Genomic DNA, 20295 nt, shown 5'->3' with positions numbered 1-20295 from the left:
TTCACATGGCCAAGACTGCAGAACAGCAACCGCACGGACTGGATCGCATTCTCACACTGGAACTCGTTCGTGTGGCTGAACGCGCGGCAGTGGCTGCAGCACGCCTTCGTGGACGTGGCGATGAAATGGCTGCTGATCAGGCTGCCGTTGATGCCATGCGTCAGGAACTGAATCGCCTTCCGATTGCTGGCACGGTCGTGATCGGTGAAGGCGAACGCGATGAAGCGCCGATGCTTTATATCGGCGAAGAAGTCGGCACCAAACAGGGGCCGGACGTTGATATCGCTCTCGATCCGCTGGAAGGCACGACAATCTGCGCCAAGAACCTGCCGAATTCGCTGGCTGTTATTGCCATCGCCGAAAAAGGCAATCTGCTCTACGCGCCAGATGTTTACATGGAAAAGATTGCGGTTGGTCCGGGCTATCCTAGGGGCGTCGTCGATCTCGATGCAACGCCGACTGACAACATCCATGCTATTGCCAAGGCAAAGGGCGTGAAGCCGCATGAAATTACGGCCTGCATCATGGATCGCCCGCGCCACGCGCGTCTGATTGAAGAAGTGCGGGCAACCGGCGCTTCCATTCGGCTGATCGGCGATGGCGACGTTGCAGGTGTGATGCACACGACCAACCCGGATGAAACCGGCATCGACATTTACATCGGTATTGGCGGGGCGCCAGAGGGCGTGCTGGCCGCTGCAGCACTGCGTTGCATTGGCGGCCAGATGCAGGGCCGTCTTCAGCTCAATTCTGATGAGAAGATTGCACGTGCTGCCAAGATGGGCATTTCGGACCCTAAAAAGATTTATACGATGGAAGAAATGGCAAAGGGCGACGTGTTGTTCGCAGCAACCGGCGTAACCGATGGCAATATGCTTTCCGGCGTCAAGTTCGCTCGTGACTATATCCAGACGCATACAATCGTCATGCGCTCAAGCTCACAGACTGTTCGTGAGATTAAAGCGCGCCATCAGGACCTTTCAAAATTTTAAGATTACGAAAAGCGTAATGAACAAAGGCGGCATTGCAAAAATGCCGCCTTTTGTGTCTTTAAGAAACCATGACAACAGAACGCTTTTTTCTTGGTATCCGGAATTCTGTCACTGGCCAAAAGTGGATGGACCGTCTTGGTCCGCGCGAGGCTAACACAGCATTGGCGATAGCCCAGCATCACGGTATTTCTGATCTGGTATCGCGCGTGCTTGCCGGACGTGGTGTGACGGTAGAAGGTGCGCCGGAATTCATCGATCCAAGCTTGCGCAATCTGATGCCAGATCCGGCAACGCTGACTGATATGGATAAGGCGGCCAACCGGATTGCCGATGCTATCATGCGTCGCGAAACTGTAGCGATTTTTGGTGACTACGATGTGGATGGGGCATGCTCATCCGCTTTGATGGCGCGTTTTCTGAAACATTACGGCATCGCGCATTCGATCTATATCCCGGATCGCATTTTTGAAGGCTATGGGCCTAATCCAGATGCCATGCGCGAACTGGTCGCAAAGGGTGCTTCGCTGATTGTGACGGTCGATTGCGGTACTAATAGCGCACCGTCAATCACCGCTGCGAAAGACGCCGGTGCCGATGTTGTGGTCCTTGATCACCATCAGGTTGGCGGTGACCTGCCGGATGATGCGGTGGCAATCGTCAATCCCAACCGCGAAGACGACATTTCACAGCAGGAGCACCTTTGTGCGGCAGGCGTTGTTTTCCTGACGCTTGTTCAGGTCACCAAAATTCTGCGTGAACGTGGAAAAGGTGCAGGACCGGATCTGCTCGGTATGCTCGATCTGGTCGCACTTGCAACGGTTTGTGATGTGGTGCCGCTTAAAGGCGTCAACCGTGCCTTTGTGGTCAAGGGCCTGCTGGTAGCGCGCAGTCAAAGCAATGCAGGGCTTGCAGCGCTTGGTCGTGTTTCGCGCATTGGCGAACCGCTCAACGTTTTTCATCTCGGTTATCTGATCGGTCCGCGTATCAATGCGGGTGGCCGTATTGGTGATGCAGGACTGGGCGCCCGCCTGCTGACACTTGATGATTCTACTGCTGCTGACCCGATTGCTGTTGAGCTCGACCGGCTCAATCAGGAACGGCAGGCGATGGAAGCCGAAATGCTGATGGAGGCAGAAGCGGAGGCTTCGCTGGAGATTTCCGGCGGGGCGGGTGCTTCCGTAATCGTGACCGCGAGTGACCATTGGCATCCCGGTATTGTTGGACTCCTCGCCTCGCGCCTTAAGGAAAAGGCACGTCGTCCGGCTTTTGCCATCGCCTTCAACGCCAACGGAACTGGCTCTGGTTCGGGACGCTCGATCACAGGATTCGATCTCGGCAGGCTTGTTCGCAATGCTGTCGATAAGGGATTGTTGATCAAGGGTGGCGGTCATGCCATGGCGGCGGGGATTACCATTGAGCGCGGCAAACTTGGTGCGCTTCGGGCGTTTCTGGAAGAAGAATCTGCGGATATCGTCTCACGGCTGCGTCAAAATCAGAGTCTTTCCATCGACGGTGCGGTTGCCGCTTCAGGGGCAACAGTCTCGCTTTATGAATCGTTGCAGAAGGCAGGGCCTTTCGGGTCGGCGCATCCGCAGCCGGTGTTGGCATTGCCACATCATGTGCTGGCAGATGTGCGTGGCGTAGGACGTGATCATGTTCGTGTTGCTTTGCGTGGTGCAGACGGCAAACGCGTCAATGCCATAGCATTCCGGGCGGCGGAGGGCGATTTAGGGCGCTTTTTGTTCAATAATATCGGCCAGAGCGTACACGTGGTTGGCAATCTGTCGCTCAATCACTGGAATGGTTCGGTGACGCCTCAGATTCAGATTCTGGATGCGGCTGTGCCTATTTGAATTTTCTCAACTTTTTTGTCTTCACGCTCTTGTGAAAGTGGGGGGTGAATTCCCATATGATCACGGAATAAAATAATCTGTGATTACTCTATTGGGAGATACTTATGCCGGGTTCCGGAAACCGCCTGACCAAACTGACCGCTGCAATGGTCCTTGGGCTTATAGCCTCTTTTGCCGCTGTTGATTTCGCCGAGGCTCGCCGTGCTGGCGGGGGCGGTTTTGGTAGCCGTGGTGCGCGTACTTATCAGGCGCCAGCGCCGACACGTACCGCGCCAAACAATGCGGCTCCGATGGAACGTTCAATGACGCCGAACACAGGCACCAACACGCAGGCTAATCGCCCAGCAGCTGGTGCTCAGAATGCGGCGGCTGCACAGCGTTCGGGCGGTATGTTCGGCAATTTCGGCCGCTCCATGCTTGGTGGCCTGCTTGTCGGTGGTTTGATTGGCATGATGCTCGGTAATGGCCTTGGTGGTCTTGCCGGTATGTTTGGTCTTCTTCTGCAGGTTGCCGTCATTGCGTTGATTGCGATGTTCGTTATGCGCATGTTTGCTAACCGTCGTCAGACGGCAGCGGCAGGTGCGGGCAACACTGGTGCGCAGCCTTTTGGCGCTGCGAAGAGTGCAGCACCACAGGCAGGCTTCGGCAGCCGTACCCCTTCGGTTAATCCATTTGAGGCCAAACAAGCTGAAACTCCGGCAGCCCCTGTCGTTGAAGAAGAGCCAATGGATGTCGGTCAGGAAGAGCTCGACCGTTTCGAACAAATGCTTTCGGAAATCCAGACCGCTTATGGCCGCGAGGATTATGCAGCCCTTCGCAAGCTCGCAACTCCAGAAGCCATGTCTTACCTTGCTGAAGAGCTGGGCGAGATTGCTTCCAGCGGTATGCGTAATGAAGTCAAGGACGTAAAGCTACTTCAGGGCGATGTTTCCGAAGCATGGCGTGAAGGCAATGTCGAATATGCGACTGTCGCCATCCGCTACTCGGCTATCGACGTTATGCTCGACCGCAACACAGGTGCAGTCGTCGAAGGCAATCCTGATGAGCCGGTTGAAAGCGTCGAAGTCTGGACATTCACTCGCGTTGACGGTGGGGATTGGTTGCTCGCAGCCATTCAGGGCACCGAATAAACTTAACTATTGCAAAGAAAAGGCCCGGTCGAAAGACCGGGCCTTTTTCGTAATTACCAGCTGCCGATATTCTCGGCTGAAGCCCATGGCTCCTGTGGGGCAAGGCGCTCGCCCTTCTGGATCAGCTCGATGGAAATTCCGTCAGGCGACTTGATGAAAGCCATGTGGCCATCGCGTGGTGGCCGGTTGATGGTGACGCCTGCATCTTTCAGTTTCTGACAAGCCTCATAGATATCATCAACCGCGTAGGCGAGATGGCCGAAATTACGACCGCCACTATAGGTTTCAGGGTCCCAGTTATAAGTAAGTTCCAGTTCCGGCGCGCGTTCTGCTTGCGCTTTGTCCTTATCCGCTGGAGCAGCAAGGAAAATCAGCGTGAAACGGCCTTTTTCGTTTTCGGTACGACGAATTTCTTCAAGGCCGAATTTGTTCACGTAAAAGTCCAGAGATTCATCAATATCGCGAACTCTAACCATCGTGTGCAGATAGCGCATAGTCTTCTCCTGTTTTGCAGATAGGCCGGTTACAGAACTTAACACTTTCCCAAAAGAATGGTTCAGTGCGTTTTCCGTGACCGCTTTAAAGAGCTGTTATCGTGGATAAGTGGCCGTCGTAAAAACGCAAGTAAACAAGTTGTCGAATGATCATGCTGCCTTATGTTTTCGACAGACCAGTTTCTGATTGAGAAATTTAGGAATTAACGATGAACGCATAAAGCCTGTGGTCATCTTCAATTCAACAAAAGATAGGGCTTGCCGCCTACGGTTAAGGAAGTGTTATTCTTTGAGCAAGAATCAGGTCAGAATCGCAACGGAACACAAAGAGGAGGGACGAGCGCATGGCAGACAAATCTGTGTCAAATGACCAGTTTCGCAGTCAGGCCTCCTCAGAAGAGATTGGCGAACTCGTTGAGCTTTCGGGCCATATTAAATGGTTCGACGTTGCAAAAGGCTATGGTTTTATCGTTCCTGACCAGCCTGGTTTTTCTGATATTCTGCTACATGTGACCACACTTCGTCGCGATGGCTTCCAGACTGCCCTCGAAGGTGCGCGTATTGTTTGTGAAGTTCGCAATGGTGACCGAGGCATGCAATGCTTTCGTGTTCTCTCCATGGATACATCGACTGCTGTGCATCCAGCGCAGATGCCGCCGCAGCGCACCCATGTTACCGTTACGCCGTCCAGCGGTCTGGAACGAGTTATCGTCAAGTGGTTCAACCGCACCAAGGGCTTTGGCTTTTTGACGCGCGGCGAGGGCACTGAGGATATTTTCATTCATATGGAAACGCTACGCCGTTTCGGAATGATGGAACTACGCCCCGGTCAGGTCGTCCTCATTCGCTTCGGCAACGGGGACAAAGGCCTTATGGCCGCTGAAATCCATCCGGATATCGGTACGGCGATTCCTGTTTCGCACTGATTTGGTTCTTTGCGAGGATCTCACAAGCCGGTGATGCCAGTGACAATGCAGTGACTGGGCCTTGCCGCATTAAGCTCCCGTTGATAGTCTCCGCCGCTCAAACGCACCATTCGTGATTGCCCGCCTTATAGCGGTCCCAATCAAGACTGAATCGTTGAAACCGCTAGAACTATTTACCTTATGCAAAACGCTTCGCGCTTTTGCTGGAAATGCTATAGGGCATTCAACGCGAGCACGCAGGACAAGAGCAGGTAATGGGTCGCATTCTTTTCGCATTTGCATTTATTTTCTTTGCGTTTTCCGCCCAGGCGCAGGAAACCAAGCCCATGCTTTTGCCAATGGACAAAGAACCGCTCACTTTCACAACATCGAATGGCAAAGTTTCATTTGGATTGGAAGTTGCTGCGACTGATGAAGCGCGTATGCGCGGGCTGATGTGGCGCACGGACTTCCCAAAGGATAGAGCCATGCTCTTTGTATTCGGTGAAATGCGCAGTGTTATGATGTGGATGCAGAACACGCCTTCGCCGCTGGATATGGTTTTCCTTGATGACACAGGTCACGTATCTGCAATTCATGAAAACGCGGTCCCGTTTTCGGAAGACATTATTTCTTCGCAAGGTCCGGCGGCTTACGTCGTTGAACTTCTTGCCGGTACTGTTAAGCGGACCGGAATCAAGCGTGGTGACAGAGCGATCCACAGAGCAATTTGTGGCGAGTGTCGCAACTGATCTGTCAAAAACCCACAGTCTGAAAAATCAAAAGGAATACAAAATTGAGTGCGCTCGATATCGAATATTTCGAACATGATGGTTTGCGCCTTGCGTATCGTCAAGACGGAGAAGGCGATCCGATCCTGCTCATTCACGGTTTCGCGTCCTCAAGCCTTGTCAATTGGGTGTCGCCCGGTTGGTTCCGGACACTGACCGAAGCTGGCTATCGTGTGATTGCGATCGATAATCGTGGACATGGTTTTTCTGCGAAAAGTCACAATGCCGATGATTATACGCCGAGCGCCATGGCTGGTGATGCCGCAGCGCTGCTTGATCATCTGGGTATCGAAAAAGCGCATGTGATGGGATATTCGATGGGAGCGCGTATCAGCGCGTTTCTTACAATCGAACATTCTGATCGTGTTCGTAGTGCTGTATTTGGTGGTCTTGGCATCGGAATGGTGACAGGTGCGGGTGATTGGGAGCCGATTGGAGAAGCATTGCTTGCTGAAGATCCGTCGACGATTACGCATCCACGTGGACTGATGTTCCGTAAATTTGCTGATCAGACCAAAAGTGATCTTATAGCGCTGGCCGCTTGCGTCATTACCTCCAAGGAACTGGTTTCTGCCGAGGCAATTGCGCGCATAATGCAGCCGGTCCTTGTCGCCGTCGGTACAACTGACGATATTGCAGGAAGTGCACAGGAACTGGCAGACATGCTGCCAAATGGCCAGGCACTCGATATTCCTGACCGCGATCATATGTTGGCAGTCGGTGATAAGGTTTACAAGAAAGGCGTTTTGGCCTTTCTGGAGGAAAATCCTCTTTGAGTTCGCACGAACTGGATTTCATTCAGTTACGCGAAACGCAGCTATAAGATTTATGCGGTGTAAAGGCACGGTATTTTGCGATATGTTGTTCGCTGAACTCACGTCGCGTTTAGAAAAATTGGAGCGTGCATAATGTCGGTTCGTACGAACGCGAAAGTATCCCCATCTTTGGGGCAGGTTGATCCGATCTGGCATTCCGTCCGCGCTGAAGCGGAAGAAGCAGCCAAGAACGATCCCGTGCTTGGAACGTTTCTTTATGCAACGATTATCAACCAGTCGACACTGGAAGATGCCGTGATGCATCGTATTGCGGAGCGTCTGGGACATGCTGACGTGAGCGCAGATATTCTGCGCCAGACATTCGATGCAATGTTGGAGGCAAACCCGGAATGGTCTCATATCGTACGGGTGGATATTCAGGCGGTTTACGATCGCGACCCGGCCTATAACCGTTTCATGGACCCTGTTCTTTATCTTAAGGGTTTTCATGCGATTCAGACCCATCGTCTGGCGCATTGGCTTTATAATGAAGGGCGTAAGGACTTTGCCTATTATCTGCAAAGCCGTTCATCGTCTATTTTTCAGACGGACATTCACCCAGCTGCACAGTTCGGCAGTGGATTGTTCCTCGATCATGCCACCGGGCTTGTGGTCGGCGAGACAGCAGTGATCGAAGACAACGTCTCCATCCTGCATGGTGTGACCCTTGGCGGCACCGGCAAAGCCAGTGGTGATCGCCATCCAAAAATCCGTCACGGTGTGCTGATCGGTGCAGGTGCCAAAATTCTTGGCAATATCGAAGTGGGGAACTGCTCAAAGATTGCGGCAGGCTCTGTTGTGCTGAAATCGGTTCCACATAATGCTACTGTAGCAGGTGTGCCTGCGAAGGTGGTCGGTGAAAGTGGTTGCTCTGAGCCTTCGCGTGTCATGGATCAGATGTTGAGTGAAGCTGCGTTCGGTGAACACATGTTCGGAGAAGGCATCTGATCGTCTTATCGCTCTAAAAAACGCGAATAGTGCCGCGTTCTGGTTTTTTATTTTGGACGGCCTATATGACGCTTAGAGCGGTACCAGTTATGAGTGAATCGTTGAAACTGAGTCTCGCTATCTGGTTTAAGCATTATCCAGCGCAAAGCCGGTTCCCACTTTTGCTGGAAATGCTTTAACGGTTCAGAACTATTCGCGCGTGCGTGCATCAACGCATGTGTTAATGCTTTACATCGCATAAGGGCGGGTGCATTAAACCGGCCTCAAATCAATATCAGGAGAAGCCGGTTGAAACCCGAAGAACTCAAGAAACTCGACGCCTATTTCAAGCGGACTTTCAACAATCCGGGCCTTCAGGTGAAGGCGCGTCCACGCAAGAACGATTCCGCTGAGGTGTATTTGGAAGACGAGTTCCTGGGTCTTGTCTACAAGGATGAGGACGAAGGCGAACTGTCCTATAATTTCTCGATGGCTATTCTCGACGTCGATCTCTGAGATCCGTTGCGATGAACAAGAACGCCCTTCCTGCTTTACAGGGAGGGCGTTTTTTATTGGCTTGATGGTCCCTGACGCCTTCTCTAAAAAACAACTGATTGAATGCATGGCGGGAGAAATCATGACACGTTCGTTTGCGAGCCATATTACAGTTGTGGCGCTATGTTTGAGCTGCGCTACATTCTCAGCTGTAGCGCAAACAATTGATGATGATGGAACGTGCCCGGAACTGGCTCAGAAAATGAGCAAAATCTATTTTGGCTTTCCAGAAATTGTTGATGGCTCCATTGAACGCTTCGCAAGCTGGAAGGCATCCTGCGCGACAAAAGCACCAGCCGGGCAGGGCAATGTTGTTGCTCTGTGTCAGGGCAAACTCAAGGGCGACGGAAATGTCTTTTACTGGATAAAGGCGGCGGTCGAAGCGGAAAGCAGCGGCTATGAAATCTGTGATTATCCTTGACCATGACGCAAGGCGATGGCGACAAGCGGCTTCCTTCCTGGCTCGACATACGCAAGCGCGAAACGCGCGAAGTAGAGCCTGACCCTGAGAACCGACCTCTTGGGGAAATGCGAGCTTTTTCAAGGAGCTCGCTGTGGGCAAGCACGATATTAGGCGCGTTGGTGGCGTATTTTCTGATCCGTAGCGCATTTCACAACATATCGACCGGCAAAATGACAGTCTCGTCCCAGATGGGGCGACTGCGCAGCACCTATCGCTGGCCGGACGATTGGGGATTCTTTTCAACGCTCGTCGGTTTCAAATTATTAGCGGGCGCTATCTTTCTGATTGCGGCGATCTCTTGTCTGAAAGCCGCATTCCGTTCCCACGATAAATAACGCATCTTGTTTCGAGACTTTGTGATGGAGGAAAGCTCATGCCAATTTACGTGTACAATGGTCACCAGCCGGAATTTGCTGATCGTGCCAGCAATTGGATCGCTCCAGATGCAACGCTGATTGGCAAGCTTGTGATTGGAGTGAATGCGAGTTTCTGGTTTGGAGCTGTTCTGCGCGGCGATAATGAGCCGATCACAGTTGGTGCGAACACCAATGTGCAGGAACATACCATCATGCATACCGATATTGGCTTTCCGCTTACGATTGGCAAAGGCTGCACCATCGGCCACCGTGCTATCCTGCATGGCTGCACGATTGGCGAAAACACACTGATTGGCATGGGTGCAATTATTCTCAATGGGGCAAAGATCGGGAACAATTGCCTGATTGGCGCCGGCGCACTTGTGACGGAAGGTAAAGAGTTTCCGGATAATTCGCTGATCGTCGGATCGCCTGCGCGCGTCATTCGCGAACTTGATTCTTCGGCGATTGAGAAATTGAAACTGTCTGCGCAGCATTATGTTGAGAAGGGGCAGTCTTTTATGCGTGGTTTGGAACCCGCATAAAAAGAGACGGGGAATGACGACCCGTCCTTTTCTTCATTAGAGCATTTCCTGTTTTTCTTGAATCATTGGAAATGCTCTATCTCTTTGTTTTTTCGAATTATCCGACGCAAAACCGCTTCGCACTTTTGCTGGAAATGCTCCAGATTTGTCGAAATCAGTTGCGAATGCTGCTTACAAACTGATCGCGACCATTTTTGATCGATACCCATGCGCCGGTATTGGTCGTCGATTGGCGCTTCAGGAATGTGTAGTCGGTTTCGTTCCAGATGCGCACACGCTTATCGAGATTGTCGAGAATGAAATCGCCGCGATCCGTACGCAGAGTCAGAACCGCATGCCCTTCACCATTTGACTGACGAACAACGGTCATCAACAGCGTGTTGGCAGGAACGCCGAGGGCTATCAATTCGCGGCGCTTGAGCAGCATATAGTCATCGCAATCGCCAGCAGTGGTTGGGTATTCCCAATATTCTTCTTTTCCCCAGACTTCCATGTCGGTACGCGGCGCGATCCGTTCGTTTACGCTGGCATTAACGGCGACAATTTCCTGCCAGACTTTCTGATTAAGTGTCAGAGGCGCACTGTTGGTGCTGCTGATTTTGCACTCGGCTGCATGACGTTCGCAAAACTCGTAATGCCCGATTGGCTGCGAAGTGCGTTCGCCAGTTGGCATCCAATGCGAGTTTGATGCCGGGTTTGCGGCTTGTGCGAAAGCTGTTCCCAGAAGGATCAGCATTGCTGCGATGATCGTCTGCTTTGTCATTCTTTTTGTCTCCCTGTTGGAAACAAGAATGCGTGCAAGACTTTGAGAGCGGGGAAATTCAGACGCGAAAATGCGAATCTAATTTGAATAAAACTGCACGAAATTCAGCAATGTTTTGTTCAGAAATAGCGCAATAAGAGCCATAATAGCACGATTTATGGCGTTTTGATGCCCAATATGGCTCTTAACTCAATTTGCCAATCCGTAACCTTAGTGCGCGTTTACCTTTTAAAATATGCCACTGAAAGCCGGTTCAGGCTTTGCCGCCGGGAATGACGCGAAGAGCGGGCATATCGCGAGTTGGCACAGGTGTGGCCCAGCGACGGGTGCTGTTTGCGGCGTTCGCCCCGTTCATGGTGACAATCGAAGGCTTGCGGATTTCCTGTGTCACGACAAGATCAGGGGCCAGCGGTTCAATTCTGTTGAGGTTACCGAGCACCAGCGGATCAGCACCGGCCCAGGCGACGTCATTGAGCACAGAGATACTGCCAAGCAGATTGAGCCTTCCGTCTTCGCCTGATTCGAGTGGAGCGAGCAGCATTTCAAAAGACAGGCTGCGCCCGGAAAGGCTTATTCCATCATTCTGGCTCAATGCAGGAACCAGATGAGAATTGATGTTTCGCGCCAGTTCATTCAGGGCAGGGCGGTTGCGCTCTGGCCAAAGGGACAGGAAACGGGTGGTCTTCAGTTCACGCCCGAACAGAGCACAGATGCGGGTGCCAGCAAGACGAAAGATCAGCTCGCCGTTCTGGTCTTCTTCAAGAAAGAACAGATCGGACAGGTGACGTCCGAGTTTACGCGGCTGGATCGATTCGCGCTGCGGTGCAAACAAGCTGCCGCTCTGACCCAAAGCCAGTCGCTGCCATTCGCTGAAGATTGCGATCGTGCTGCGGTTTTTCATTGTGCGCTGCTTGTTGCTCTCTGGCCGTTCATCTGAATTTGCGGGCAGTGCCCGTCGGTCCGCGCATTAAAATAGTATTAACAGACGGGATGCCAGCTTAACCCTTTATTCATCCACGACACGTGCTTGTTAAGGTTAATAAGAAGTAATAGTTGCAAATTTTCTTTTATAGCAGTTTGATGAGTTATCAGAAGAAGCCATTGTCTTGGTTGGCTTTTTCCTGATCTCCAGATTTTGTCTCGCAAATATCAGACATTTGCGACAAGGCCGTGCGGGACCCTCCGGCGGCCTTTATTTTTAACGAATTGTCACTTATCAAGAATCCTTATCTCTGGGGTGTGCAATCGGCGCACCCGGTCTCTGGAACATTTCCAGTTTAAGTTGAGTCATTGGAAGTGCTCTATATCTTTGTGTTTCCGCGCATCTTGTTCCGAAAAGCGTTTCACACTTTTCGGGATGCGCTCTAGCAGATGGAAAGCGGCAATTTATGAATACGCCTCAGCCTGAAATGCGCAGAAATGCCAATGATTCGAGACGGCCGGGCGGTGGTGAGCCGATATTCAACATACCGAGCGTCATTCTTGCGCTGATGGCAATTTGTGCGGGCGTTTATATTTATCAGAACTATATTATCAGCGAGCAGCAGAACTATGAGTTCATGCTGAACTTCGCTTTGATTCCAGCGCGGTTCTCATTGGCGGGCGGCTTTTCGGATCCGGCGGCACTGTTCACGCTCATCAGTTACTCTTTCATGCACGGTGGATTTGCCCATATAGCGGTCAACATGATCTGGTTCGCCGCTTTCGGTTCCCCACTGGCGGGACGTATTGGCACCGGACGAATGATCATTTTCTGGATTTTGACATCGGTGATTGCGGGACTGACGCATTATGCCATTTATCCCGAAAGCGTGACGCCCCTTGTCGGGGCTTCCGGGGCTATTTCCGGCATGATGGGCGCTGCTGCGCGTTACGGTTTCCGCCGCGTTGGTGCTGGACGCCGATCTGAATTTGCGGGACCGGTTTTACCGATTGGCCTTACGCTGACATTAAAGCCTGTACTGACCTTCGTGGGTATATGGTTTCTGATCAATATCTTTACGGGATTGTATTCCACTGGCGGGGCTGATTTGTCGGGTATCGCCTGGGAAGCCCATATTGGCGGATTTATTGCCGGGTTCTTTGGCATTTCACTGCTGGATAAGCCGCGCAGCTATGACGCAGTCATAAGGCGCTGACCTGATCCCTCCCTATTTAGTCCGCTTGCAAAGCAGGCATTGAAAGCGCACCATCTTGGGAACACAGCTGGAGGAGCTGCGTTAGAGCGCCGTGCGCCGTCTTGGGCGCTACACACGGACGCTCTAAACTATTGAATCTACGCATCGTGCTTTCCAAAAATCGATTCCGATTTTTGGGCCGATGCTGTAGAATCATGCGGCAGAGCCGCAAGATTGATTGCTGAACCTTGGGAGGGATTTTGGCATGACCGTTAGATCGATTCTCGAAAACAAGGGCAGGGATGTCGTTGTCATCAAACCTGATGATACGCTTTCACACGCCATTGCCATTCTCGTCCAATATAAAATCGGTGCGATTGTGGCCTGCGATGAGGCAGGGCACATCAAAGGCATTCTTTCCGAGCGCGATGTTGTTCGGGCATTGGCAGCGCTGGATACAGGAATCGGGGCACGTCCGGTTTCTGAATTTATGACGTCCAAAGTGCAAGTTTGCCGCGAGCATCATACGATTAACCAGGTAATGGAGATCATGACGCATAATCGCTTCCGTCATATGCCGGTGGAAGAAAACGGGAAGCTCGCGGGAATCATTTCGATTGGTGACGTTGTGAAACGACGCATCGAGGATGTGGAGCGCGAGGCGGAAGATATTCGCACCTATATTGCGACTGCGTGATTAAACGCGCATCCTGGAAAGCATCAGCCGTTTTCGGAAAAGATGTGCGTTGGGAAACGTCAGAGCGACGAATCATTATCTGGAGCGAATGAAACGCTCCAGATGTTGGAGTTGAGCTGATTCTTTACGAAGGACGACGCGCACGCAGATAACGCTCAGCAGCGTAAAGCGAAATCGCCGCCGCGTTCGAGACGTTGAGTGATTTGATCTCGCCCGGCATGTCGAGCCGTGCCAAAGCAGTCACTGTTTCGCGGGTCTTCTGACGCAATCCCTTGCCTTCAGCACCGAGAACAATGGCTACCCGATCACCGGTCAGTGTCGATTCCATTTCCTGCGGACCTTCCGAATCAAGACCAATGGTCATGAAGCCGAGGGAGTGAAGCTCTTCGATTGCTTCAGCCAGATTGCGCACTTCGATATGGGGAATCAGTTCAAGCGCACCGGACGCAGCTTTCGCCAGAACGCCACTTTCCTGCGGGCTATGGCGGCTCGTTGTAATCAGTGCGCCTGCACCAAAAGCCACTGCCGAACGAATGATAGCGCCGACATTATGCGGATCGGTTACCTGATCGAGAACCAGCAATAGCGGGCTTTCTTTCAGTTCCGATAGTTTTTTGGGGCGAAGCGGCTGCGCTTCGATCATGACACCCTGATGCACGGCATCCGAGCCTGTCTCTTTGTCGATATCTTTCGGTTCGACGATTTCAACAGGGAAGGGCAGAGCTTCCGCTTCACCAATTTCGAGGCGAGCGAAGCCGTTGCGTGTGGCGCGCATGCGCAGAATCTTGCGCGCGGGATTCTCTACTGCAGCGCGTACGGTGTGCAGGCCGTAAAGACGGACTGTTCCTTCCGCTACACGACCTGCAGGAATCGGAGCACGCTGCGGCTTATGCGGAGCTTTGCCTTCCGACACGGCCTTGTGATCGCGATGTTCGCGACGCAGACGCGCATAGTGAGAATCTTTTGGGGTACGGGGAGAATTTTGATCGTTCATGGGGCGCTTATATCCTGTCCACAGCAGGGAAGATAGCTGGATAGCAGTTAAATGAACCCTGAAATTTTGATGCTCAACCGGCTATAAGCCCTGATTTCCGGCGGTTCCGCCGAAACCTCGATAAGTCGCCACCTGCAACTATTGGAAGGATATGCATTCTTTTCACTTTTACCCTGTTGACAGGAGGAGCGCATATCGGCATAAGCCCCCTCGCAGAACGACGGCGGGCTCAACAGCCAACCAGACATTCTGCAGAAAATGCCTAGTTACTCGACTCTGCTGATAGTGATATTAGGAGGAATGCCCGAGCGGTTAAAGGGGACGGACTGTAAATCCGTTGGCTAAGCCTACGTTGGTTCAAATCCAACTTCCTCCACCACTGTCGGATCAGAGTTTAGAGTATGCGGGTATAGCTCAATGGTAGAGCAGCAGCCTTCCAAGCTGAATACACGGGTTCGATTCCCGTTACCCGCTCCAGTTTTCAAGAGCGGATAGGCGTGTAAGGAATCATCGACGGGCGGTTCGCCGTTCCGTTTTGGCATAAATGTCGGCCTGAAAGTCTGATGGATTTTCGTGCTGGCGCTCGAGCGGTTCTAGAACAAAGAGAACAACGGCGATGGCAAAAAGCAAGTTTGAACGTAATAAGCCCCACGTAAACATCGGCACGATTGGTCACGTTGACCATGGCAAGACGTCGCTGACAGCAGCAATCACGAAGTTCTTCGGTGAATTCAAGGCATACGACCAGATCGATGCTGCACCGGAAGAACGCGCTCGCGGTATCACCATTTCGACGGCACACGTTGAATATGAAACTGCAGCTCGTCACTATGCACACGTCGACTGCCCAGGCCACGCTGACTATGTTAAGAACATGATCACCGGTGCTGCACAGATGGACGGCGCGATCCTGGTTGTTTCGGCAGCTGACGGCCCGATGCCACAGACCCGTGAGCACATCCTGCTCGCTCGTCAGGTTGGCGTTCCTGCGATCGTCGTGTTCCTGAACAAGTGCGATCAGGTTGACGATGCTGAACTTCTCGAGCTCGTAGAACTCGAAGTTCGCGAACTGCTTTCGAAGTACGACTTCCCAGGCGACGAAGTTCCAATCATCAAGGGTTCGGCTCTTGCTGCTCTGGAAGATTCTTCGAAGGAACTCGGCGAAGACGCAATCCGCAACCTGATGTCTGCTGTTGACGATTATATCCCAACGCCAGAACGTCCGATCGACCAGCCATTCCTGATGCCAATCGAAGACGTGTTCTCGATCTCGGGTCGTGGTACTGTTGTTACCGGTCGTGTTGAGCGCGGTATCGTCAAGGTTGGCGAAGAAGTCGAAATCGTTGGCATCAAGGCCACCGGCAAGACGACTGTTACCGGCGTTGAAATGTTCCGCAAGCTGCTCGATCAGGGCCAGGCTGGCGACAACATCGGCGCACTGGTTCGCGGTGTAGGCCGTGACGACGTTGAACGTGGTCAGGTTCTCTGCAAGCCAGGTTCGGTTAAGCCACACACCAAGTTCAAGGCAGAAGCATACATTCTGACCAAGGACGAAGGTGGCCGTCATACGCCATTCTTCACCAACTACCGTCCACAGTTCTACTTCCGTACGACTGACGTGACCGGTGTTGTTACCCTGCCAGAAGGCACGGAAATGGTTATGCCTGGCGACAACGTTACCGTTGACGTTACGCTGATCGTCCCGATCGCAATGGAAGAGAAGCTCCGCTTCGCTATCCGTGAAGGTGGCCGCACCGTCGGTGCAGGCATCGTCGCTTCGATCATCGAGTAATGAATTTGACTGGCGGTAACGCCGCCAGTCTGGCATCCTGGATGCCGCATAGGGGTATAGCTCAGTTGGTAGAGCGACGGTCTCCAAAACCGTAGGTCGCGGGTTCGAGCCCTGCTGCCCCTGCCATTTTTAAACGAGTGCTCATAGCTTGACTATGGGCGCTCGTTTTCTGTATTCTATCTGGATGGGCTTTTGCTCATTCATCCGATATGCGCCCGTAGTTCAGCGATGCGAGATCGGCGAAGATAACTTCCTGCCGGAATTTGTTGGCCGGGCAGGGATGGTCGCTACCGTCAAAATTGTGCTGCCGCCGGTGGGGTGGGCATGATTGAATGGTCGGTTAAGCGAATTTAGCAAGGATCGGTTATCTCCGATAAGCCTGTATGGTATTCTTTTAACCAATGGGCTTGTTTTTTTTGAGAATCGATTCTATGTAACGTCAACAGACACGCGGTGCGTGGGGCTGAATCTTCAGCTTTGCGTACCGTATACGCGTGGGTTCCCGTTTTTGATTCGCTTTTGGGTCAGGGATGGTGGTTCACCAAGCAAACAGAGTGGCAGATGGCATCCAAGACGAATCCGATCACCTTTTTCCAGCAGGTTCGCGCCGAAACGGCGAAAGTGACCTGGCCTACAAGGCGTGAAACGATCATCTCCACGATTATGGTGGTGGTCATGGCGTTTCTGGCTGCTGCATTCTTTTTTCTTGCCGATCAGCTTATGGCCTATGGCGTAGAATTTATACTTGGCCTTGGCCGCTAAGCAGGATTGGGGAGTTACGAGATGACAGCGCGCTGGTACATCGTTCACGCCTATTCCAACTTCGAAAAGAAGGTGGCCGAGGATATTGAAACTAAAGCTGCTCAGAAAGGCCTTTCCAGCCTGATCGAGCAGATTGTTGTGCCTACCGAGAAGGTTGTTGAAGTTCGCCGCGGCCGTAAGGTTGATGCTGAGCGCAAGTTCTTCCCGGGTTATGTACTCGTGCATGCCACGCTGACTGATGCTGTGTTTTCTTTGATTAAGAATACGCCGCGTGTGACTGGGTTCCTTGGTGATTCAAAGCCTGTTCCGGTCTCTCAGAAGGAAGTCGATCAGATTCTGAATCAGGTTCAGGATGGTGTTGATCGGCCAAAATCATCGATCACCTTTGAGATCGGTGAAAACGTTCGCGTTTCCGATGGTCCGTTTGCTTCGTTCAACGGTATCGTTCAGGAAGTCGATGATGAGCGTGCCCGTCTCAAGGTTGAGGTTTCTATCTTCGGGCGTGCTACGCCTGTGGATCTTGAATACAGTCAGGTCGATAAGCTCTGATTGTTTGCCCGCAAGGGTGTCCACTGTGAAAAGTGGAAAAGGTGGAAGGATAGGCGGCTTAGCCGGTCGCTGATTTCGCACCACCAAACTGCCAGTCAGTTCGTCTGACGTCAGTCGAGAGCCGGATCTCCGGCATTAATCGAGAACACCGGTTTCCGGTATTTTTATGAAGGCAGAATGCAATGGCTAAGAAAATTGCAGGCCAGCTGAAGCTCCAGGTAGCAGCAGGTGCGGCCAATCCATCGCCTCCGATCGGCCCAGCACTGGGTCAGCGCGGCATCAACATCATGGAATTCTGTAAGGCATTTAACGCTGCCACACAGGAACTGGAAAAAGGTTCGCCGATTCCAGTCGTGATCACATACTATCAGGACAAGTCTTTCACTTTTGTGATGAAGACTCCTCCGGTAACCTACTTCCTTAAGAAGGCTGCCAACCTCAAGTCGGGTTCCAAGGCACCTGGCAAGGAAAAGGCAGGCACAATTGCGCGTGATAAAGTTCGCGAAATTGCTCTTGTTAAGATGAAGGATCTGAACGCATCTGACGTGGAAGCGGCAATGCGCATGATCGAAGGTTCTGCCCGTTCGATGGGCCTGGAAGTGGTGAGCTAAGACCATGGCAAAGATTTCCAAGCGTGTAGCTAAGATCCGCGAAGGCGTTGACGTCAACAAGCTCTACGACCTGTCCGATGCAATCGGTCTGGTTAAGGAACGTGCAGTTGCCAAGTTCGACGAAACCATCGAAATCGCAATGAACCTCGGCGTTGATCCGCGTCACGCCGACCAGATGGTTCGTGGCGTTGTCAACCTTCCTAACGGCACAGGCCGTACCGTTCGCGTTGCTGTTTTTGCACGCGGCGACAAGGCTGAAGAAGCTAAGAAGGCTGGCGCCGACATCGTTGGTGCAGAAGAGCTTTTCGAAATCGTCAATGGCGGCAAGATCGATTTCGATCGCTGCATTGCCACTCCCGACATGATGCCACTCGTTGGTCGTCTCGGTAAGGTACTCGGCCCACGCGGCCTGATGCCAAACCCTAAGGTTGGCACCGTGACTGTTGACGTTGCAGCTGCAGTTACCGCTTCCAAGGGCGGCGCAGTTGAGTTCCGCGTCGAAAAGGCTGGTATCATCCATGCTGGTATCGGCAAGGTTTCCTTCGACAGCCAGAAGCTCGAAGAAAACATCAAGGCCTTTGCTGATGCGGTCATCAAGGCTAAGCCTTCGGCTGCAAAGGGTGAATACGTCAAGCGCGTATCGATTTCCTCGACCATGGGCGTAGGCGTCAAGGTCGATCCGGCAACCGTTAAGGTCGTCGCTTAAGTTATTTGGGCTCCGGTTCGCCGGAGCCTGAGCCTTCCTTTGAAGGGGAGGCAGTGGTGGCACACCGGTACTGCGAGAGTGGTCGAAAGTGTAAGAATTCCGGATCGCAAGATCCGGATAGCCGGACGAAAGTCCGGTTATCCTGTCCGAGATTGCAGGCGGATCATCATCTCCGGGTGATAGTCCTTAAACATATGGCCTGCATGAGACGTGGAATAACCCTGTTTCGCACGAAAGTGCATGCGAGGTTTGAACCGTAGTTGCCTTTGAGTGAAGTCCGTTTTGCGGGTGAAGCTGAAGGGGACAGGATCCTCGAACGTCAGATGAGCCGTCAGGTTTATCTGGCAAAGGCAACCCGGCAGGACCAATTGGTCCTGTCTACTGGAGAGACACAGTGGATAGAGCGGAAAAGCGCGAATTTGTCGCGTGGCTGAACGGCGCTTTCAAAGAGTCCGGTTCGGTCGTCGTGGCCCACTATACCGGTCTCACCGTTGCGCAGATGAGCGATCTTCGTTCCAAGATGCGTGATGCTGGTGGCACCGTTAAAGTCGCGAAAAACCGCCTTGCCAAAATCGCTCTTCAGGGCACGGAATCGGAAGGTATCGCAGACCTGTTCACAGGTCAGACGGTCGTTGCATATGCAGACGACCCGATTACTGCTCCGAAAGTAGCCGTCGAGTTCGCTAAGGCTAACGAAAAGCTCGTTATTCTTGGCGGTTCCATGGGTGCAACAACGCTTAACGCCGATGGCGTAAAGTCGCTTGCTTCGCTCCCATCGCTCGACGAACTGCGCGCAAAGCTGGTTGGAATGATCCAGACCCCGGCTCAGCGTCTTGCAGTACTTACCAGCGCTCCAGCGGGCCAGATCGCCCGCGTTATCGGTGCGCACGCCCGGAAGAACGAGGCGGCTTAAGGCCGTTTCTCATTACAAACAGTTCAAACCTTAAACTAAGGAAATACCAAAATGGCTGATCTCGCAAAGATCGTTGACGACCTTTCGGCTCTGACAGTTCTGGAAGCTGCTGAACTTTCGAAGCTTCTCGAAGAAAAGTGGGGCGTTTCGGCTGCTGCTCCTGTAGCAGTTGCTGCTGCTGGCGCTGCTCCTGCTGCTGCTGCTGAAGAAAAGACCGAATTTGATGTCGTTCTCGCTGACGGCGGCGCAAACAAGATCAACGTGATCAAGGAAGTTCGCGCAATCACCGGTCTCGGCCTCAAGGAAGCTAAGGACCTCGTTGAAGCAGCTCCTAAGGCTGTCAAGGAAGGCGCTTCCAAGGACGAAGCTGAGAAGATCAAGGCACAGCTCGAAGCAGCTGGCGCTAAGGTCGAACTCAAGTAAGTTCGAGTATTCCGGCGGACGGTTTCCGTCCGCCGGTTTCATTCTGGGTCTTGCATCCGGAGTAAATGCATGAAAAGAAACGAAAAGCGCGGAATTAGGTTTTCTTCATGCAGATTATAATCAGAACGATTGTTAAGAGAAT

General features: G+C 52.4%; 24 protein-coding genes and 3 tRNA genes. 23 read left to right on the top strand and 4 right to left on the bottom strand.

Features of this window, described 5'->3' with window-relative positions:
* Positions 1 to 5: 5 nt before the first annotated feature.
* The 3 genes from glpX (at position 6) to ACSME1_RS02105 (ending at position 3975) form a co-directional block, all read left to right on the top strand.
* Positions 6 to 992: a class II fructose-bisphosphatase gene (gene glpX / locus ACSME1_RS02115; RefSeq protein WP_024899043.1), complete on the top strand. Its 987-nt coding sequence runs from the start codon at positions 6 to 8 to the stop codon at positions 990 to 992.
* Positions 993 to 1060: 68 nt separating this feature from the next.
* Positions 1061 to 2845, top strand: coding sequence for a single-stranded-DNA-specific exonuclease RecJ (gene recJ, locus ACSME1_RS02110; RefSeq protein ID WP_024899044.1), 1785 nt, complete (start codon positions 1061 to 1063; stop codon positions 2843 to 2845).
* Between the two features lie 104 nt (positions 2846 to 2949).
* Positions 2950 to 3975: a Tim44 domain-containing protein gene (locus tag ACSME1_RS02105; protein ID WP_024899045.1), complete on the top strand. Its 1026-nt coding sequence runs from the start codon at positions 2950 to 2952 to the stop codon at positions 3973 to 3975.
* Between the two features lie 53 nt (positions 3976 to 4028).
* On the opposite strand, the gene gloA is transcribed toward ACSME1_RS02105, so the two are convergent.
* Positions 4029 to 4469 carry a lactoylglutathione lyase gene (gene gloA / locus ACSME1_RS02100; protein WP_024899046.1) on the bottom strand — a complete coding sequence of 147 codons (441 nt, stop codon included), beginning with the start codon at positions 4467 to 4469 and terminating at the stop codon, positions 4029 to 4031.
* Between the two features lie 344 nt (positions 4470 to 4813).
* On the opposite strand from gloA, the gene ACSME1_RS02095 reads away from it, so the two are divergent.
* The 8 genes from ACSME1_RS02095 to ACSME1_RS02060 all read left to right on the top strand — a co-directional run bounded on the left by ACSME1_RS02095 (position 4814) and on the right by ACSME1_RS02060 (position 9826).
* Positions 4814 to 5395, top strand: coding sequence for a cold-shock protein (locus ACSME1_RS02095; RefSeq protein ID WP_024899047.1), 582 nt, complete (start codon positions 4814 to 4816; stop codon positions 5393 to 5395).
* A gap of 254 nt (positions 5396 to 5649) precedes the next feature.
* Positions 5650 to 6126 carry a DUF192 domain-containing protein gene (locus ACSME1_RS02090; RefSeq protein ID WP_024899048.1) on the top strand — a complete coding sequence of 159 codons (477 nt, stop codon included), beginning with the start codon at positions 5650 to 5652 and terminating at the stop codon, positions 6124 to 6126.
* A 44-nt stretch (positions 6127 to 6170) separates the two neighbouring features.
* Complete coding sequence (locus tag ACSME1_RS02085) at positions 6171 to 6941, top strand: alpha/beta fold hydrolase (RefSeq protein WP_105705831.1); 771 nt, start codon at positions 6171 to 6173, stop codon at positions 6939 to 6941.
* Between the two features lie 132 nt (positions 6942 to 7073).
* Positions 7074 to 7928 (top strand): serine O-acetyltransferase, encoded by an 855-nt coding sequence (gene cysE / locus ACSME1_RS02080; protein ID WP_024899050.1) that lies wholly within the window; start codon positions 7074 to 7076, stop codon positions 7926 to 7928.
* Between the two features lie 288 nt (positions 7929 to 8216).
* The gene (locus ACSME1_RS02075) at positions 8217 to 8423 is read left to right on the top strand and encodes a DUF3126 family protein (RefSeq protein WP_024899051.1); all 207 of its coding nucleotides are present in this window, start codon (positions 8217 to 8219) and stop codon (positions 8421 to 8423) included.
* A gap of 121 nt (positions 8424 to 8544) precedes the next feature.
* A complete protein-coding gene (locus tag ACSME1_RS02070) occupies positions 8545 to 8883 on the top strand; it encodes a hypothetical protein (RefSeq protein WP_024899052.1) in 339 nt (112 codons plus the stop codon).
* Positions 8880 to 9260 (top strand): hypothetical protein, encoded by a 381-nt coding sequence (locus ACSME1_RS02065; RefSeq protein WP_146111740.1) that lies wholly within the window; start codon positions 8880 to 8882, stop codon positions 9258 to 9260. Before ACSME1_RS02070 ends, ACSME1_RS02065 begins: the two co-directional genes overlap by 4 nt.
* 38 nt (positions 9261 to 9298) lie before the next feature.
* Positions 9299 to 9826, top strand: a complete 528-nt coding sequence (locus ACSME1_RS02060; RefSeq protein ID WP_024899054.1) for a gamma carbonic anhydrase family protein — start codon at positions 9299 to 9301, stop codon at positions 9824 to 9826.
* A gap of 154 nt (positions 9827 to 9980) precedes the next feature.
* On the opposite strand, the gene ACSME1_RS02055 is transcribed toward ACSME1_RS02060, so the two are convergent.
* Both ACSME1_RS02055 and ACSME1_RS02050 read right to left on the bottom strand, forming a co-directional pair.
* Positions 9981 to 10589, bottom strand: a complete 609-nt coding sequence (locus ACSME1_RS02055) for a transglutaminase-like cysteine peptidase (RefSeq protein ID WP_024899055.1) — start codon at positions 10587 to 10589, stop codon at positions 9981 to 9983.
* Positions 10590 to 10842: 253 nt separating this feature from the next.
* Positions 10843 to 11490 carry a PAS domain-containing protein gene (locus ACSME1_RS02050; RefSeq protein ID WP_024899056.1) on the bottom strand — a complete coding sequence of 216 codons (648 nt, stop codon included), beginning with the start codon at positions 11488 to 11490 and terminating at the stop codon, positions 10843 to 10845.
* Positions 11491 to 11977: 487 nt separating this feature from the next.
* Here ACSME1_RS02050 and ACSME1_RS02045 point away from each other — a divergent pair, with 487 nt between their 5' ends.
* A complete protein-coding gene (locus tag ACSME1_RS02045) occupies positions 11978 to 12727 on the top strand; it encodes a rhomboid family intramembrane serine protease (RefSeq protein ID WP_024899057.1) in 750 nt (249 codons plus the stop codon).
* A 244-nt stretch (positions 12728 to 12971) separates the two neighbouring features.
* Positions 12972 to 13403, top strand: a complete 432-nt coding sequence (locus tag ACSME1_RS02040) for a CBS domain-containing protein (protein ID WP_024899058.1) — start codon at positions 12972 to 12974, stop codon at positions 13401 to 13403.
* 124 nt (positions 13404 to 13527) lie between these two features.
* Here the strand turns inward: ACSME1_RS02040 and rlmB are convergent, their stop codons facing one another.
* The gene (gene rlmB, locus ACSME1_RS02035; RefSeq protein WP_100558854.1) at positions 13528 to 14397 is read right to left on the bottom strand and encodes a 23S rRNA (guanosine(2251)-2'-O)-methyltransferase RlmB; all 870 of its coding nucleotides are present in this window, start codon (positions 14395 to 14397) and stop codon (positions 13528 to 13530) included.
* A 294-nt stretch (positions 14398 to 14691) separates the two neighbouring features.
* Between rlmB and ACSME1_RS02030 the strand changes: the two genes are divergently transcribed.
* The 10 genes from ACSME1_RS02030 (at position 14692) to rplL (ending at position 20153) form a co-directional block, all read left to right on the top strand.
* Positions 14692 to 14776 (top strand) — tRNA-Tyr (locus tag ACSME1_RS02030).
* A gap of 24 nt (positions 14777 to 14800) precedes the next feature.
* Positions 14801 to 14874, top strand: a tRNA-Gly gene (locus ACSME1_RS02025).
* A 139-nt stretch (positions 14875 to 15013) separates the two neighbouring features.
* Positions 15014 to 16189: an elongation factor Tu gene (tuf, locus tag ACSME1_RS02020; protein ID WP_100558855.1), complete on the top strand. Its 1176-nt coding sequence runs from the start codon at positions 15014 to 15016 to the stop codon at positions 16187 to 16189.
* 50 nt (positions 16190 to 16239) lie between these two features.
* Positions 16240 to 16315, top strand: a tRNA-Trp gene (locus ACSME1_RS02015).
* A 435-nt stretch (positions 16316 to 16750) separates the two neighbouring features.
* A complete protein-coding gene (gene secE, locus ACSME1_RS02010; protein WP_024898620.1) occupies positions 16751 to 16951 on the top strand; it encodes a preprotein translocase subunit SecE in 201 nt (66 codons plus the stop codon).
* Positions 16952 to 16972: 21 nt separating this feature from the next.
* Positions 16973 to 17500 (top strand): transcription termination/antitermination protein NusG, encoded by a 528-nt coding sequence (nusG, locus tag ACSME1_RS02005; protein ID WP_024898619.1) that lies wholly within the window; start codon positions 16973 to 16975, stop codon positions 17498 to 17500.
* A 182-nt stretch (positions 17501 to 17682) separates the two neighbouring features.
* A complete protein-coding gene (gene rplK / locus ACSME1_RS02000) occupies positions 17683 to 18111 on the top strand; it encodes a 50S ribosomal protein L11 (protein WP_007875441.1) in 429 nt (142 codons plus the stop codon).
* Between the two features lie 4 nt (positions 18112 to 18115).
* On the top strand, positions 18116 to 18817 hold the full coding sequence (gene rplA, locus ACSME1_RS01995; RefSeq protein ID WP_024898618.1) for a 50S ribosomal protein L1: 702 nt from the start codon (positions 18116 to 18118) through the stop codon (positions 18815 to 18817).
* Positions 18818 to 19211: 394 nt separating this feature from the next.
* Positions 19212 to 19730 (top strand): 50S ribosomal protein L10, encoded by a 519-nt coding sequence (gene rplJ, locus ACSME1_RS01990; protein ID WP_024898617.1) that lies wholly within the window; start codon positions 19212 to 19214, stop codon positions 19728 to 19730.
* Positions 19731 to 19781: 51 nt separating this feature from the next.
* Positions 19782 to 20153, top strand: coding sequence for a 50S ribosomal protein L7/L12 (gene rplL / locus ACSME1_RS01985; RefSeq protein WP_024898616.1), 372 nt, complete (start codon positions 19782 to 19784; stop codon positions 20151 to 20153).
* The last annotated feature ends 142 nt before the right edge of the window (positions 20154 to 20295 follow it).

Origin of the sequence: Brucella pituitosa (assembly GCF_965577835.1) — a bacterium.
In the GTDB taxonomy this organism is placed as follows: Bacteria; Pseudomonadota; Alphaproteobacteria; order Rhizobiales; family Rhizobiaceae; genus Brucella; species Brucella pituitosa.
The sequence above is the reverse complement of the archived record's forward strand: the minus strand, read 5'-3'. Positions and strand labels throughout refer to the sequence as shown.